The sequence below is a fragment of the Streptomyces sp. NBC_00386 genome, from assembly GCF_036063235.1.
GTDB lineage: Bacteria > Actinomycetota > Actinomycetes > Streptomycetales > Streptomycetaceae > Streptomyces.
Map to the genome: position 1 here is coordinate 6,697,037 of NZ_CP107950.1, position 14,695 is coordinate 6,711,731.

Consider the following 14,695-nt stretch of genomic DNA (forward strand, 5'->3'; position numbering starts at 1 on the left):
GGAGGCCGGGATGACGGCGCCGGGGCGCAGAGGCAGTATCTTCACGCGGCTGCTGCGGCACGGCTTCACCGATCCGTCCGCGGCCGAGGGGCTCCTGGAAGGTCCCGAACTGGCACCCGTACGGTCCGACCCGGTCCTCCTGGACGCGCTCGGCGCCACCGCCGACCCCGATCTCGCCCTGCTCGGACTCGTCCGGCTCGTCGAGGCACAGGACGGCGACCCCGCCCGGCGGGAGCTCCTCGACACCCTGATCGCGTCCAAGCCGCTGCGGGACCGGCTGCTCGGAGTGCTCGGAGCCTCCGCCGCGCTCGGCGACCACCTCGCCCGGCACCCGCACGACTGGCAGGCGCTCGTCACCTACGAGGCGCGGGACCTGCATCCCGGGGTCCAGGAGTTCGAACGGGGACTGGCGGACGCCGCCGACCCCCTCTCACTGCGCGTCGCCTACCGCCGCTGCCTGCTCTCCATCGCCGCGCGCGACGTGTGCGGCACCATCGACCTCGCCCAGACCGCCGCCGAACTCGCCGACCTCGCCACCGCGACCCTGCGCGCGGCGCTCGCCATCGCCGGGGCCGCCGCGCCCGACGACGCCGCGCTGTGCCGGCTCGCCGTCGTCGCGATGGGCAAGTGCGGGGGACACGAGCTGAACTACGTGTCCGACGTCGACGTGATCTTCGTCGGGGAGGGCGTCGAAGGGGCCGACGAGGCCAAGGCCGTGCAGGCGGCCACCCGGCTCGCCTCGCACATGATGCGGATCTGCTCCGAGACGACCGTCGAGGGCAGCATCTGGCCGGTCGACGCCAATCTGCGCCCCGAGGGACGCAACGGCCCCCTGGTGCGGACGCTCAGCAGCCATCTCGCCTACTACCAGCGGTGGGCCAAGACCTGGGAGTTCCAGGCACTGCTCAAGGCCCGCCCGGTGGCCGGGGACCTGGAACTGGGCGAGGAGTACGTCGCCACCCTGGCCCCGCTCGTGTGGCACGCCGCCGAGCGGGAGAACTTCGTCGCCGATGTGCAGAAGATGCGGCGCCGGGTGGTGGAGAACATCCCGGCCGCCGAGATCGAACGCGAGCTGAAGCTCGGCCCAGGAGGACTCCGGGACGTCGAATTCGCCGTGCAGCTCCTCCAGTTGGTGCACGGCCGGGCCGATACGACCGTGCGCAGCGGCACCACCCTGGACGCCCTGAAAGCACTCGCCGCGGGCGGATACGTGGGCCGCGCCGACGCCGTACAGCTCGACGAGGCCTACCGCTTCCTGAGGTCGATGGAGCACCGCATCCAGCTGTTCCGGCTGCGGCGCACGCACCTGGTGCCGCGGGACGAGGCCGATCTGCGCCGGATCGGACGGTCGCTGGGGCTGCGCGTCGACCCGGTCAGGGAACTGAACCGGGAGTGGAAGCGGCACGCGGCCATGGTCCGGCGGCTGCACGAGAAGCTGTTCTACCGGCCGCTGCTCGACGCGGTCGCTCAACTGGCCCCGGGCGAGAGCAGGTTGAGCCCGGACGCGGCCAGGGAGCGACTGGTCGCACTCGGGTACGCCGACCCGGCGTCCGCCATGCGCCACCTGGAGGCGCTGGCCTCCGGGGTCAGCCGCAAGGCCGCCATCCAACGGACCCTGCTCCCCGTGCTGTTGGGCTGGTTCGCGGACTCGGCCGACCCCGACGCCGGTCTGCTCAACTTCCGCAAGGTGTCGGACGCGCTGGGCAAGACCCCTTGGTATCTGCGGCTGTTGCGGGACGAGGGCGCCGCCGCCGAGAACCTCGCGCGGGTGCTCTCGGCGGGCCGGCTCGCCCCCGACCTGCTGATGCGCGCGCCGGAGGCGGTGGCCCTGCTGGGCGACGGGGAGAGCGGCGGCCTCGAACCGCGCGGCCGTGCCCAGCTGGAGCAGGAGATCCTCGCCGCGGTGCGGCGGGCCGACGGCGGCGAGCAGGCCGTGACCGTCGCCCGCGGTGTCCGGCGCCGGGAGCTGTTCCGTATCACCGCGACGGACATCGTCGCCTCGTACGGGACCGAGGAGACGCCGGCCGTCGCCGATCAGGGGGCGCTGGTCGACCTCGTCGGCGGAGCGGTCTCGGACCTGACGGCGGCGACGCTCGCGGGCACCCTGCGGGCCGTGGTGCGCGACGGCTGGGGCGACACCCTGCCCACCCGGTTCGCGGTGATCGGGATGGGCCGCTTCGGCGGCCACGAGCTCGGCTACGGCTCCGACGCGGACGTGCTCTTCGTGCACGAGCCCCGCGAGGGCGTGGACGAGCAGGAGGCGGCGCGGGCCGCGAACGCCGTGGTGTCCGAGATGCGGCGGCTGCTCCAGCTCCCCAGCGCGGATCCGCCGCTGCTGATCGACGCGGATCTGCGGCCCGAGGGAAAGTCCGGGCCGCCGGTGCGGACACTGAAGTCCTACGAGGCGTACTACCGGCGCTGGTCGCTGGTGTGGGAGTCGCAGGCGCTGCTGCGGGCGGAGACCGTGGCCGGGGACACGGACCTGGGGGGCCGGTTCATCGAGCTGATCGACCCGCTCCGGTACCCGGCGGAGGGGCTGGGCGAGGAGGCCGTACGGGAGATCCGGCGGCTGAAGGCCCGGATGGAGTCGGAGCGGATGCCGCGCGGCGCCGACCCCACCCTGCACACCAAGCTGGGGCGCGGCGGTCTGTCCGACGTGGAGTGGACGGTTCAGCTCCTCCAGCTCCGGCACGGCTGGGTCGAGCCGGGCCTCAGGACGACCCGGACCCGGCAGGCGCTGGCCGCGGCGCGAGCGGCGGAACTGCTGTCGACGGAGGACGCGGCGACGCTGGACGAGGCCTGGGTGCTGGCCACCCGGGTGCGCAACGCCGTGATGCTCGTGCGGGGCAGGGCCGGCGACACCTTCCCCTCGGACGGGCGGGAGCTGGCCGCCGTGGGCCGCTATCTCGGGTACGACCCGGGGCACGTCGGCGACATGCTCGACGACTACCGGCGTACCACCCGGCGGGCCCGGGCCGTGGTGGACGAACTGTTCTACGGCGCGCCCGGCGGTCACTGAACGTGAGGGCCTGACGTCGTTCAGGCCCTCCGGGCGGCGTCCCGAGCGGCGTCCCGGACGTCGTCGTTCAAGCCCTCATCCGGACGTCGTCGCTCAGGCCCTCGTCCGCAGGACCACCGGTGACCCGCCGCGTCCCCGGCACCCACTGCGGCAGCGCGTACGGCAGCGCGCCGTACCACAGGCGGGTCACCGCGAAGCCGAAGGCGAGGCAGAGCGCGCCGCCCACCGCGTCCAGCCAGAAGTGGTTGGCGGTGGCGACGATGACCACGAGCGTGGCCGTCGGGTAGAGGACGCCGAGGATGCGCGCCCAGGGGGCCTTGGCCAGCGCGAAGAGGCTGAGCCCGCACCACAGGGACCAGCCGATGTGCATGGACGGCATCGCCGCGTACTGGTTGGACATGTGCTTCAGATCGCCGGAGGCCATCGAGCCCCAGGTCTGGTGGACCATGACCGTGTCGACGAAGGTGCTGCCGGTCATCAGACGGGGTGGCGCCAGCGGGAAGAGGTAGTAGCCGACGAGGGCCACCACCGTGGTGGCGAAAAGTGCGAGACGGGCCGCCGCGTAGCGGCCGGGATGACAGCGGTACAGCCAGACCAGAACACTCAGCGTCACCACGAAGTGCAGGGTCGCGTAGTAGTAGTTCATCCCGATGATCAGCCACCCGACCGAGTTCACCGTGTGGTTGACCGATTCCTCGACGGCGACCCCGAGGTGGTGCTCCATCCGCCAGATCCAGTCCGCGTTGCGGAGCGCTTCGTGTCTCTGCTCCGGCACGGCGTTGCGGATCAGCGAGTACGTCCAGTAACTCATGGCGATGAGCAGGACTTCGAACCAGACGCGGGGGCGACGCGGGGCCCGCATACGACGCAGGAGTCTGTTCCCCGCCTTCTCCTCCGCGACGGGCTGTGGAGCGGCCTGATCCCGGCCTTCCAGTGTCGTCACGGTCGAATCACCCATAGGCACAGAGTCTGCCAGAAAAGCCTTCCCTCACCGATGATGCTCCGGTCGGGTTCTGGCCGCACTTTCTACACCTGTGGGAGTGCTTCGCCCCCTTTGTCGTCCTGCTCAGGGACGATTTCGGTCCCCAGGGGCAGAAGCGGTCGAACCGCGCACCACGAGTTCCGGCATGAACACGAATTCGCTGTGCGGCGCGGGCGTCCCGCCGATCTCCTCCAGCAGCGTGCGCACCGCGGCCTGGCCCATCGCCGGCACCGGCTTGCGGACCGTCGTGAGCGGCGGGTCGGTGAAGGCGATCAGCGGCGAGTCGTCGAATCCCACGACCGAGATGTCCGTGGGGACCTCCAGGCCGCGCTGACGTGCCGCCCGTATCGCACCGAGCGCCATCATGTCGCTGGCGCAGACGATCGCCGTGCAGCCGCGGTCCATGAGCGCGCTCGCAGCGGCCTGGCCACCCTCCAGCGTGTACAGAGAGTGCTGGACCAGCCGCTCCTCGACGTCCGCGGGGCTCAGGTTCAGCTGCTCCTGCATCGTGCGCACGAAGCCCTCGATCTTGCGCTGCACCGGCACGAACCGCTTGGGGCCGAGGGCCAGTCCGATGCTGGTGTGCCCGAGGGAGGCGAGGTGGGTGACCGCGAGAGCCATCGCCGCGCGGTCGTCCGGAGAGATGAACGGCGCCTGCACCTTCGGCGAGAAGCCGTCGACCAGGACGAAGGGGACACCGCGTCCCCGAAGTTGCTCGTAGCGCTGCATGTCGGCCGAGGTGTCGGCGTGCAGTCCGGAGACGAAGATGATGCCGGCGACCCCGCGGTCGACCAGCATCTCGGTCAGCTCGTCCTCGGTGGAACCGCCCGGAGTCTGGGTCGCGAGCACGGGGGTGTAGCCCTGGCGCGTCAGGGCCTGCCCGATCACCTGCGCGAGAGCAGGGAATATCGGGTTCTCCAGCTCGGGGGTTATGAGGCCCACCAGGCCCTCGCTGCGCTGCCGCAGGCGCACCGGGCGCTCGTAGCCCAGTACGTCGAGCGCGGCCAGGACGGACTGCCGCGTGGTCGCGGCGACGCCCGGCTTCCCGTTCAGGACGCGACTGACAGTCGCCTCACTGACCCCCGCCTGGGCTGCGATGTCGGCAAGCCGTGTGGTCACAGGATTGGACTGTACCGGTCGCATCTCACCCTGCCCACCAACCAGACGCCGTGTGCGGACGGTCGATCGGCCCGCTCCGGGCTGCTGCGTCATCGCGCTCCCTCGTGTTCTGGTCGGCTCGGTGTCCCGTGCATGTGCCGCGCGGAAAGGGGTGGCTCCTGCAAGGCACTGACGGCCGATGATCCCCGTACGCGCCACCCGTGGCAAGAGCTTGCAGAGTCTTGCACAGACGTCCGTATGTCTGCTGAGCGGCCTGGTAGCAGGGTTTCGGGACGGCTGCCGCGAGGTCACGGGCCCATAACTGTCGTCAGCTCTTGCACTTTTTTGCTGCAAGGTCTTTCGCGCCGCTTACATCGCTGTTACGTTCACGTCGCCCGGCGGACGCAACGGCGCAGTCGGCAAGTCGGCAAGGGGATCGGGCGGGACCGATCACCCACCTACTCGGGCTTTCACCCTCAAGGAGATCTCATGCGGCGTGGCATAGCGGCCACCGCGCTGGTGGCGTCCATCGCCCTCGCGGCGACGGCCTGCGGCGGCAGTGACAGCAGCGACGACAAGTCTGCCGGTCCCACCACCATCACCTGGTGGGACACCTCCAACGCCACCAATGAGGCGCCGACGTACAAGGCCCTGGCCAAGGAGTTCGAGAAGGCCAACCCGACCATCAAGGTCAAGTACGTCAACGTGCCCTTCGACCAGGCGCAGAACAAGTTCGACACGGCCGCCGGTGCCTCCGGCGCCCCGGACGTCCTGCGCTCCGAGGTCGGCTGGACCCCGGCCTTCGCGAAGAAGGGCTACTTCCTGCCGCTCGATGGCACCGCGGCCCTCGCGGACCAGGCGAAGTTCCAGCCCAACCTGATCGAGCAGGCGAAGTACGACGGTAAGACGTACGGTGTGCCGTTCGTCACCGACACCCTCGCGCTCGTCTACAACAAGGCGCTGTTCGAGAAGGCCGGCATCAAGGAGGCCCCGAAGACCTGGGGCGACCTGAAGACCGCCGCCGCGACGATCAAGAAGAAGACGGGCGTCGACGGCTACTGGGGCTCGACCCAGGCCTACTACGCGCAGTCCTTCCTCTACGGCGAGGGCACGAACACCGTCGACGCCACCGCGAAGAAGATCACGGTGAACTCGCCCGAGGCCAAGAAGGCCTTCGGCACCTGGCAGGGTCTGTTCTCCGGCAAGGGCCTGCACAAGGCGGACACCACCGCCGACGCGTACGCCCACATCCAGGACGCCTTCGTCAACGGCAAGGTCGCCGCGATCATCCAGGGCCCGTGGGAGATCACCAACTTCTACAAGGGCTCGGCCTTCGCGGACAAGGCGAACCTCGGTATCGCCACCGTCCCGGCCGGCTCCTCCGGCAAGGCGGGCGCCCCGACCGGCGGCCACAACCTCTCGGTCTACGCCGGCTCGGACAAGGCCCACCAGGCCGCGTCGCTGAAGTTCGTCAACTTCATGACCTCGGCGAAGTCCCAGGCCTCCATCGCGCTGAAGAACTCCACGCTGCCGACGCGTGACGACGCCTACACCGACGCCGTCAAGGCCGACCCGGGCATCGCCGGCTACCAGGGTGTCCTCCCCGCCGCCCAGCCGCGCCCGGCGCTGCCCGAGTACGGCTCCCTGTGGGGCCCGCTCGACACCGAGCTGCCGAAGATCGCGGGTGGCAAGGAGTCCCTGGACAAGGGCCTGAGCAACGCCGAACTGGCGATCGCCAAGCTGGTCCCGGACTTCAGCAAGTAGGCCCGTGCGGCCGCCGGATCTGATCCTTTCCCGGCCCGACTTCCGTCGGGCCGGGGGACCCCCACAGTGGGGAACGGAACCGGCGGCCACCGGCTGTGTGCGCCCAACTCCTGATCTTGCAGAAGGTGTCGAACCATGACAGTCGCCATCGACCGCGCGACCGGCAAGCGCCGCGGTGACCGAGCACCGCGTCCCGGCCGGATGCAGCGTCTCAAGCACTCGTACCAGAAGTACTGGTACGCGTACGCGATGATCGCCCCGGTCGTCGTCGTACTCGGCGGATTGGTGCTCTATCCCCTGGTACGGGGCCTCTATCTGACGTTCACGGACGCCAACAGCCTCAACTCGGCCCGCACGATCGGCGTCAACCACATCGACGCCACCTACAAGTTCATCGGGCTGGACAACTACAAGGACATCCTGTGGGGTCCGACGTCGTACGACCGCTTCTGGTCGCACTTCATCTGGACCATCGCCTGGACGGTCATCTGCGTCGCCCTGCACTACTGCATCGGCCTCGGCCTCGCGCTGCTGCTCAACCAGAAACTGCGCGGCCGTACGTTCTACCGGCTGATCCTGGTGCTGCCGTGGGCCGTGCCCACCTTCGTCACCGTCTTCGGCTGGCGCTTCATGCTCGCCGACGGCGGCATCATCGACTCCATGCTCCACGCGGTGCACCTGCCGGCGCCGGCGTGGCTGGAGGACACCTTCTGGCAGCGGTTCGCGGCGATCATGGTCAACACCTGGTGCGGTGTGCCGTTCATGATGGTCTCGCTGCTCGGCGGACTGCAGTCCATCGACGGCACGCTGTACGAGGCCGCCGAGATGGACGGCGCGAGCGCCTGGCAGCAGTTCCGCTACGTGACCCTGCCGGGTCTGCGTTCGGTCAGCTCCACCGTCGTGCTCCTCGGCATCATCTGGACGTTCAACCAGTTCGCGGTGATCTTCCTGCTGTTCGGCAACACCGGGCCGGACGCACAGATCCTCGTCACCTGGGCCTACTACCTCGGCTTCGGACAGCAGCCGCGCGACTTCGCGCAGTCGGCGGCCTACGGCATGCTGCTGCTGGCCATCCTGATCGTCTTCACCTCCTTCTACCGCCGCTGGCTGAACCGCAATGACCAGCAGCTCGCGATCTGAGGCGGGAGTCTCCATGAGCACCACCACACCCCCCGACACCAAGCTCAAGCGGCCGGTTGCGTGGACCGTTCTTGCGTCTCTGTCGCGAGGCTCAGCCCGCCGGCGCGGGAAGCGCGGCCTTTTCGGCTCCCTCGCCTCCCACGGCATCCTGACCGTCGCGAGCCTGGTCGCGCTGTTCCCGATCGGCTGGCTCGTCTTCCTGTCCCTCGGCCCGGAGCAGGACGACTATCTGCACCCCGGACGCATCTGGCACACGATGACGTTCGACAACTACTCCTTCGTGCTCCAGCACACGAACTTCTTCGAGTGGATGAAGAGTTCGCTCATCGTGTCGCTCGGCACCACGGTCGTCGGCGTGATGGTCGCGGCCACCACCGGCTACGCGGTCTCGCGCATGCGCTTCCCCGGCTACAAGAAGTTCATGTGGGTCCTGCTGGTCACCCAGATGTTCCCGATCGCCGTGCTCATCGTGCCGATGTACCAGATCCTCTCGGACCTGCAGCTCATCGACTCGTACCTCGGTCTGATCCTCGTCTACTGCTCGACGGCGGTGCCCTACAGCGCCTGGCTCCTCAAGGGCTACTTCGACACCATCCCGTTCGAGATCGACGAGGCCGGACGCGTCGACGGGCTGAGCCCCTTCGGAACGTTCTTCCGGCTGATCCTGCCGCTCGCCAAGCCGGGTCTCGCGGTGGCCGCGTTCTACAACTTCATCACCGCGTTCGGTGAGGTCGCCTTCGCCTCGACGTTCATGCTGGACGACTCGAAGTACACCTTCGCCGTCGGACTCCAGAGCTTCGTCAGCGAGCACGACGCGCAGCGCAACCTGATGGCCGCCACGGCCGTACTGGTCGCGATACCCGTCTCCCTCTTCTTCTACCTCGTGCAGAAGAACCTGGTGACCGGACTCACCGCGGGCGGCACGAAGGGCTGATCCGTCAGGACGCCCCAGAACGCCCCAGACTCCCGCGCGCTCGTCGCGCGCGGGTGGCGGCCGCGGTGCCCATCCGACCCCGCCGGTACCGCGGCCGCCTCATCTCTTCCCCCGCCCCGAAGCCTTCCGCCCCGTGCTCCCGGCCTCGCGCGAGCAGGGTCTGCCCCCACAGCCGATTTCCTCCCCAAGCCCGGCAGCGCCCGGACGCGGGGACCCTCATCGCATCAAGGACGCCATGAGCCAGCACTCCGCCGACCAGGCCCCGAACTCCGTTCTCGCCACCGTCGCCGCGCATCGCGACTGGTGGCGCGACGCGGTGATCTACCAGGTCTATCCGCGCAGCTTCGCCGACAGCAACGGCGACGGCATGGGCGACCTGGAGGGCGTACGTGCCCGACTCCCGTACCTGCGCGACCTCGGCGTGGACGCCGTGTGGCTGAGCCCCTTCTACGCCTCGCCGCAGGCCGACGCCGGCTACGACGTGGCGGACTACCGGGCCGTCGACCCGATGTTCGGCAACCTGCTGGACGCCGACGCCCTGATCCGCGACGCACACGGTCTGGGGCTGCGCATCATCGTCGACCTCGTGCCCAACCACTCCTCGGACCAGCACGAGTGGTTCAAGCGCGCGCTGCGCGAGGGCCCCGGCTCCTCGCTGCGCGACCGCTACCACTTCCGTCCCGGCAAGGGCGAGAACGGCGAACTGCCCCCCAACGACTGGGAGTCCATCTTCGGCGGCCCGGCCTGGACCCGGGTCACCGAGCCCGACGGCACCGCCGGCGAGTGGTACCTGCACCTCTTCGCGCCCGAGCAGCCCGACTTCAACTGGGACCACCCGGCCGTGGGCGACGAGTTCCGCTCGATCCTGCGGTTCTGGCTGGACATGGGCGTCGACGGCTTCCGGATCGACGTCGCGCACGGCATGGTCAAGGCCGAGGGGCTGCCGGACCTCGGCGACCGCGAACAGCTGAAACTGCTGGGCAACGATGTCACGCCGTTCTTCGACCAGGACGGCGTCCACGACATCTACCGGCAGTGGCGCACGATCCTCGACGAGTACTCGGGCGAGCGCATCTTCGTCGCCGAGGCGTGGACGCCCACCGTCGAGCGCACCGCGAACTACGTGCGCCCCGACGAGCTGCACCAGGCCTTCAACTTCCAGTACCTGGGCTCCCACTGGGACGCGGCCGAGCTGCGCGCGGTGATCGACCGCACGCTCGACGCGATGCGCCCGGTCGGCGCCCCCTCCACCTGGGTGCTGTCCAACCACGACGTGACCCGGCACGCCACCCGGTTCGCCAACGAGGCCGGCCTCGGCACCCAGATCCGCACCGCGGGCGACCGGGAGCTCGGGCTGCGCCGGGCCCGCGCGGCGAGCCTGCTGATGCTGGCGCTGCCCGGTTCCGCCTACGTGTACCAGGGCGAGGAGCTCGGTCTGCCGGACGTCGTCGACCTGCCGGACGAGGTGCGCCAGGACCCGGCCTACTTCCGGGGCGCCGGACAGGACGGCTTCCGTGACGGCTGCCGGGTGCCGATCCCGTGGACCCGCGCCGGCTCCTCGTACGGCTTCGGTGACGGTGGCAGCTGGCTGCCGCAGCCCGCCGAGTGGGCCGAGCTGAGCGTCGAGGCACAGACCGGCGTGGCCGGTTCCACCCTGGAGCTGTACCGCGACGCGCTCGCCGTCCGGCGTGAGCGTGCCGACCTCGGCGCGGGCGACGGCGTCACGTGGCTGACCGCGCCGGAGGGTGTTCTCGCCTTCCGGCGCGGTGACTTCGTCTGCACCGCGAACACGGGGAACAAGGCCGTGACCGTTCCCGCGTACGGCCGGGTGCTCGTCTCCAGCGGCGAGGTGACCCTGTCGAAGGACGGCGAGGCGAAGCTGCCCGCCGACACGACCGTGTGGTGGGCCGTCTGACACACGCCTGAGCGGTGCTCCGGTCCTGACCACCGGAGCACCGCTCGTCCGACGGGCGGTCGACACACGCACGGAAAGCGGTGCTCCGGACCTGACGGCCGGAGCACCGCTTCCGTGTGTGTGCCTACTTCCAAGTGTCGCTTACGGCGTACCCGGCGCCCGAGCCCGTGGTGTAGGAACGGTTGTCACCGGACTCCCACGTCACCGCGCCCGACGCGTCCTTCTTGATGTACTTGTACGTGAACGACGTCGACCTGGGCACGATCGCCATCCGGCCCCAGTACGGGTACGACGCCGAGGACAGCGGGATCGCGTCGGCGGTGTTCCAGGAGCCGAGCGCGGGGATCGAGCCGACGACGTACACATTGGTGCCGTAGACGGTGGTCGCGGTGACCCCGAAGGTCAGGTCCGTCGCGTCGGCGGCGGCCACGTTCCAGGAGTTCTGGGCCGTCACGGCCGCCGTGCCGGTGGTCAGGGTCCGGTTGGCGTTGGACTCCCAGGTGACGTTCCCCGAGGAGTCCTTCTTGATGTACTTGTACGTGATCGCGCTGTTCGCCGGGACCTGGACGTCCGTCTTCCAGACCGGATAGCCGGACGAGGACAGCTTCACCGCGGTCGCCGTGTTCCAGCCGCCCAGCGCGGCGGCCGAACCGACGACGTACACGTCCGTGCCGGAGGGGGTCGACGCGTACTCGTCGAAGGTCGCCGTGACCGTGCCGGTGCCCGGATCGGTGCCGCCGCCACCGCAGTTGACCGTGCAGACGTAGTCCGGGTCGTAGAACGCGACGGCGCCCTTGGCGGGCACGGTCAGGGAGGCCTTGCCGCCGCTGACGGTGACCGAGGTGGTGCCGCCGTCGATGACGTTCGGGTAGGTGCCGTCCGCGAGACCGGTCGTGTACGTGTGGGTGTTGGCGGCCGAGCTGTTGTTGACGGCGACGAAACCGGCGCCGCCCCGGCCGAAGCCGATCACGTTGGACGCGGGGGACTGCCAGTTGGCGACGGCGTACCCGGCGGCCGCGTTGTGCCAGCCGACCATGCCGGAGACCGCGGTGTCACGGTCCAGGCAGTACCAGCCGGAGGCACAGTCGGTGTCGGTGACGAAGCCGCCGCCCGAGTTCGGCGGGGCCTGGTCGCTCTGGCTGAAGGTCCAGCCGGAGTACACCGACGGCCTGCCGTAACCGCGCGCCAGCTGGTAGACGTTGGCGAGCACGGCGGTGGCGCCGTCCTTGTAGCTCAGGGAGTAGCCGTTGCGCTCGGTGTCGTGGTTGGTGACGAAGGTGTTGGAGTTCGCCTCGGCGGCCAGCCCCCAACTGCTCCCGAAGCTGGACAGGTTGGCGATGTCGCCCTGGAACTGTGCCTTGACCTGCGAGGCGAAGGTGAAGTCGAGGACGTCACCGGTGCCGTAGTACTCGTCGAGCGAGGGCGGGGTGCCGGGATAGACCTCCTGGGTGATGTACGGCGCCGAACCCGAGGTCGTGGTGTGCAGTCCGGCGACGAGCGCGCTCATGTCGGCGGCCTCGATGTGCTTGGCCGCGTCGATCCGGAAGCCGTCGACGCCCAGGTCGATCTGCGCGTTGAGGAAACCGGTGATCTTCGAGCGGACGTTGCTCTCGGCGGTGTCCAGGTCGGGCAGGCCGAGCAGTTCGCAGTGCTGGACCTGATACCGGTTGGTCCAGTCGGTGATCGTCGTGGTGCAGTCGTCGCTGTCGGCCGGGTCGTAGTCCGGGGTGTCGTACTTGCCGGTGACGACCGTGCCGTTGTATCCGGTGCCGGTCTGGGCGGCGGTGTGGTTGATCACCGCGTCGGTGTAGACCTTGATGCCGGCCGCGTGACACGTGTCGACCATGGCCTTGAAGCCGGCCGCGGTGCCGAAACGGCTGTTCAGGTTGTACGAGTACGGCTGGTAGACGTCCCACCAGTAGTAGTTGGACTGCTTCAACGACTCGGCGGGCGGGGCCACTTGGACGGCCCCGTAGCCGGCCGGGTCGAGCACGTTCGTACACTCCGAAGCGACCGACCTCCATTTCCATTCCCACAGGTTGGCGATCACGTCACCGTTGGGGACACCGGTGTCCGTCGCCGCCGCTGCCTGCTGGGCGGGCAGTGCGGCCAGTCCGCCGAGCGCCAGGGCGACGGTCGCCAGCAGGCGGGGGACCCTTCTTCGTCGTAAGGCCATCTCGGGTGCGGCTCCTCTCCGGATCGGGTCGGCTTGTCCGCGGGGCGCGGTGAGCCGACCCGTGTGGAGCGTGGGACCGCCCAAGGGGCCGCGTCAATAAGGAAGTTGAAAGTTCTTTCGACATCTTGCTGAAACATGATTGCAAGCGGTACGTTCCGATCCCCCCACCCGCACGACGTAGTGCAGGAGTACACACATGGCAAGGAAGACGCTTGCCGCCTCGTTCGCCCTCGTGGCGGGCCTGGCGGTCTCGGTGACCGTTCCCCCCGGTACGGCGGCGGCCTCGCCGCCCGGCACCAAAGATGTCACCGCCGTCCTGTTCGAGTGGAAATTCGACTCGGTCGCCAAGGAATGCACCAACACGCTGGGCCCCGCCGGATACGGCTACGTCCAGGTCTCCCCGCCCGCCGAGCACATACAGGGCTCGCAGTGGTGGACCTCGTACCAGCCCGTGAGCTACAAGATCGCCGGACGGCTCGGCGACGCCACCGCCTTCAAGAACATGGTCACCACCTGCCACGCGGCCGGTGTGAAGGTCGTGGCGGACACCGTCATCAACCACATGGCGGCCGGATCCGGCACCGGCACGGGCGGTTCTTCGTACACGAAGTACAACTACCCGGGCCTCTACTCCTCGGCCGACATGGACAACTGCACCTCCTCCATCAGCGACTACACCAACCGCGCCAACGTCCAGAACTGCGAACTCGTCGGTCTCGCCGACCTGGACACCGGCGAGGAGTACGTCCGGTCGGCCATCGCCGGCTACATGAACACCCTGCTCGGCTACGGCGTCGACGGCTTCCGCGTCGACGCGGCCAAGCACATGCCGGCCGCCGACCTCGCCAACATCAAGTCCCGGCTGAGCAACCCGTCCGTCTACTGGAAGCAGGAGGCCATCTACGGCGCGGGCGAGGCCGTCCAGCCCACCGAGTACACCGGCAACGGTGACGTCCAGGAGTTCCGCTACGCCTACGACCTCAAGCGGGTCTTCAACAACGAGAACCTCGCCTACCTGAAGAACTACGGCGAGGGCTGGGGCTACATGAGCAGCTCGGTCTCGGCCGTCTTCGTCGACAACCACGACACCGAGCGCAACGGCTCGACGCTCAACTACAAGGACGGGGCGAACTACACCCTCGCTAACGTCTTCATGCTCGCCTACCCCTACGGCGCCCCCGACATCAACTCCGGCTACGAGTGGTCCGACGCGGATGCCGGACCGCCCAACGGCGGTACTGTCAACGCCTGCTGGCAGGACGGCTGGAAGTGTCAGCACGCCTGGCCGGAGATCAAGTCGATGGTCGCCTTCCGTAACGCCACCCGGGGGCAAGCGCTCTCCAACTGGTGGGACAACGGCAACGACGCGATCGCTTTCGGCCGGGGCGGCCAGGGCTTCGTGGCCATCAACCACGAGACCTCCGCGCTGAGCCGGACGTACAGCACTTCGCTGGCCGCGGGAACGTACTGCAACGTCCAGAACAACACGAGCATCACCGTGAACAGTTCGGGCCAGTTCACGGCGACGCTGGGCGCCAACACGGCCCTCGCGATCTACGCGGGCAAGTCCAGCTGCTGAAAACCCTTTCCGCATGTTGCAAGACTCTTGCTGTAAACCTTGCGTGAGCGATACGGTCACGCGGGCGTTCGGCATCGTGGCCGAAACG

General features: G+C 69.1%; 9 protein-coding genes. 6 read left to right on the top strand and 3 right to left on the bottom strand.

Features of this window, described 5'->3' with window-relative positions:
• Positions 1 to 10: 10 nt before the first annotated feature.
• A complete protein-coding gene (locus OG780_RS29395) occupies positions 11 to 3,019 on the top strand; it encodes a bifunctional [glutamine synthetase] adenylyltransferase/[glutamine synthetase]-adenylyl-L-tyrosine phosphorylase (protein WP_328453171.1) in 3,009 nt (1,002 codons plus the stop codon).
• Positions 3,020 to 3,086: 67 nt separating this feature from the next.
• Here the strand turns inward: OG780_RS29395 and OG780_RS29400 are convergent, their stop codons facing one another.
• The gene (locus tag OG780_RS29400; RefSeq protein ID WP_328453173.1) at positions 3,087 to 3,977 is read right to left on the bottom strand and encodes a phosphatase PAP2 family protein; all 891 of its coding nucleotides are present in this window, start codon (positions 3,975 to 3,977) and stop codon (positions 3,087 to 3,089) included.
• Between the two features lie 108 nt (positions 3,978 to 4,085).
• Positions 4,086 to 5,120, bottom strand: a complete 1,035-nt coding sequence (locus tag OG780_RS29405; protein WP_326788172.1) for a LacI family DNA-binding transcriptional regulator — start codon at positions 5,118 to 5,120, stop codon at positions 4,086 to 4,088.
• Between the two features lie 468 nt (positions 5,121 to 5,588).
• Here OG780_RS29405 and OG780_RS29410 point away from each other — a divergent pair, with 468 nt between their 5' ends.
• The 4 genes from OG780_RS29410 to OG780_RS29425 all read left to right on the top strand — a co-directional run bounded on the left by OG780_RS29410 (position 5,589) and on the right by OG780_RS29425 (position 10,852).
• Positions 5,589 to 6,863: an extracellular solute-binding protein gene (locus tag OG780_RS29410; protein WP_328453176.1), complete on the top strand. Its 1,275-nt coding sequence runs from the start codon at positions 5,589 to 5,591 to the stop codon at positions 6,861 to 6,863.
• 135 nt (positions 6,864 to 6,998) lie between these two features.
• A complete protein-coding gene (locus tag OG780_RS29415; protein WP_326788174.1) occupies positions 6,999 to 8,003 on the top strand; it encodes a carbohydrate ABC transporter permease in 1,005 nt (334 codons plus the stop codon).
• Between the two features lie 13 nt (positions 8,004 to 8,016).
• The gene (locus OG780_RS29420; protein ID WP_328453179.1) at positions 8,017 to 8,937 is read left to right on the top strand and encodes a sugar ABC transporter permease; all 921 of its coding nucleotides are present in this window, start codon (positions 8,017 to 8,019) and stop codon (positions 8,935 to 8,937) included.
• Positions 8,938 to 9,172: 235 nt separating this feature from the next.
• The gene (locus OG780_RS29425; RefSeq protein ID WP_328453181.1) at positions 9,173 to 10,852 is read left to right on the top strand and encodes a glycoside hydrolase family 13 protein; all 1,680 of its coding nucleotides are present in this window, start codon (positions 9,173 to 9,175) and stop codon (positions 10,850 to 10,852) included.
• Positions 10,853 to 10,976: 124 nt separating this feature from the next.
• Here the strand turns inward: OG780_RS29425 and OG780_RS29430 are convergent, their stop codons facing one another.
• Positions 10,977 to 13,028, bottom strand: coding sequence for a carbohydrate-binding module family 20 domain-containing protein (locus OG780_RS29430; RefSeq protein ID WP_328453183.1), 2,052 nt, complete (start codon positions 13,026 to 13,028; stop codon positions 10,977 to 10,979).
• Between the two features lie 196 nt (positions 13,029 to 13,224).
• Between OG780_RS29430 and OG780_RS29435 the strand changes: the two genes are divergently transcribed.
• Positions 13,225 to 14,607, top strand: a complete 1,383-nt coding sequence (locus OG780_RS29435; RefSeq protein WP_328453185.1) for an alpha-amylase — start codon at positions 13,225 to 13,227, stop codon at positions 14,605 to 14,607.
• The last annotated feature ends 88 nt before the right edge of the window (positions 14,608 to 14,695 follow it).

Excerpts from the sequence above, each read along its gene's own strand:
- OG780_RS29395 (WP_328453171.1), top strand. The coding sequence starts at position 11 with ATGACGGCGCCGGGGCGCAGAGGCAGTATCTTCACGCGGCTGCTGCGG.
- OG780_RS29400 (WP_328453173.1), bottom strand. The coding sequence starts at position 3,977 with ATGGGTGATTCGACCGTGACGACACTGGAAGGCCGGGATCAGGCCGCT.
- OG780_RS29410 (WP_328453176.1), top strand. The coding sequence starts at position 5,589 with ATGCGGCGTGGCATAGCGGCCACCGCGCTGGTGGCGTCCATCGCCCTC.
- OG780_RS29415 (WP_326788174.1), top strand. The coding sequence starts at position 6,999 with ATGACAGTCGCCATCGACCGCGCGACCGGCAAGCGCCGCGGTGACCGA.
- OG780_RS29420 (WP_328453179.1), top strand. The coding sequence starts at position 8,017 with ATGAGCACCACCACACCCCCCGACACCAAGCTCAAGCGGCCGGTTGCG.
- OG780_RS29425 (WP_328453181.1), top strand. The coding sequence starts at position 9,173 with ATGAGCCAGCACTCCGCCGACCAGGCCCCGAACTCCGTTCTCGCCACC.
- OG780_RS29430 (WP_328453183.1), bottom strand. The coding sequence starts at position 13,028 with ATGGCCTTACGACGAAGAAGGGTCCCCCGCCTGCTGGCGACCGTCGCC.
- OG780_RS29435 (WP_328453185.1), top strand. The coding sequence starts at position 13,225 with ATGGCAAGGAAGACGCTTGCCGCCTCGTTCGCCCTCGTGGCGGGCCTG.